Genomic DNA, 1,017 nt, shown 5'->3' with positions numbered 1-1,017 from the left:
GATTATTTGGAAACGTTTGTCTCCGGCTACGGCAAGGCCATCGCATCGTGCTACATGGAAAATGCCAGTGGCAGCCATGCCGACCGCCCGGAATTAATCCGACTACTCAAAGATGCTCGCCGAGGTGACGTGCTGCTGGTGGAAAGCATCGATCGGCTGTCGCGAATGGATGACCAGGCTTGGCGATCCCTCAAAACAGCAATCGATAACCGAGGCATACGGATCGTCTCTGTGGATCTGCCTACCAGTCATCAAGGCATGACGGCCCAGTCGGGGGACGAGTTCACCGACCGCATGCTGGCGGCCATCAACTACATGATGATCGATATGATGGCCGCGATCGCCAGGAAGGACTATCAACAAAGAAGACTGCGCCATATTGAGAAGGCAAAAGCTTCAGGCGTCTACAAAGGCAGACCCGTAGACGCAGAGCTGCGTAACCGAGTGCGTGAGCTGCTGGCTGCGGGTCTCGGGATCCGCGCAGTAGCGAGGCACGCTGCGTGTTCAACTACGACCGTCATGAAGGTCCGCGACGAGCTGGCTCAACGTTAGTCGGTTAAGGCCAATAGGCACTGACCTACTCATCGTCACGAAGCACCCAGCCCGCTTTTGAAAAAGCCCACCGGCTCAGGACTAGGCTATCAAGGGGGTCATACGGGCGGTTGTCCCAGTCGTGGCTTGAGATATTCACCCTTCGAGCATTTGTGATCAGTGTTCCTGTGTGGCCTCCCCGGGAAATCAATTGGACTGAATCATCTGGCTGTCGCTCGAATTCAATCCGAACCAGGATGGGATAGTCATACCCATTGCCTTTTGCCTGAAGCGGCTCAGTACAGGTTATGAACCCCATGACAGGGGTAGAAATTGCGTTCATGGAATGTCCCTTAGTGCTTTGGCTGTGCAGCGGCTCAGCAATCTTGCCAAGTCTATTATCAGGCTCTGTTTCGGAGCTGTCTGAACCGCCCCGGGTTTCTCGGAGACCCTTTTGTTTGAGTCATGCCACCTGGGCAGACTCGG

General features: G+C 55.1%; 2 protein-coding genes. One reads left to right on the top strand and one right to left on the bottom strand.

What is annotated here, in order from left to right; genetic code table 11:
• Positions 1 to 552: recombinase family protein (locus AO277_RS13875; protein ID WP_099259029.1), on the top strand; the 552-nt coding region annotated here is incomplete at its 5' end.
• 25 nt (positions 553 to 577) lie between these two features.
• On the opposite strand, the gene AO277_RS29435 is transcribed toward AO277_RS13875, so the two are convergent.
• Positions 578 to 874: a hypothetical protein gene (locus tag AO277_RS29435; RefSeq protein ID WP_044320258.1), complete on the bottom strand. Its 297-nt coding sequence runs from the start codon at positions 872 to 874 to the stop codon at positions 578 to 580.
• Positions 875 to 1,017 lie beyond the last annotated feature (143 nt).

Source organism: Pseudomonas amygdali, from assembly GCF_002699855.1.
Classification (GTDB): Bacteria; Pseudomonadota; Gammaproteobacteria; order Pseudomonadales; family Pseudomonadaceae; genus Aquipseudomonas; species Aquipseudomonas amygdali.
The sequence above is the reverse complement of the archived record's forward strand: the minus strand, read 5'-3'. Positions and strand labels throughout refer to the sequence as shown.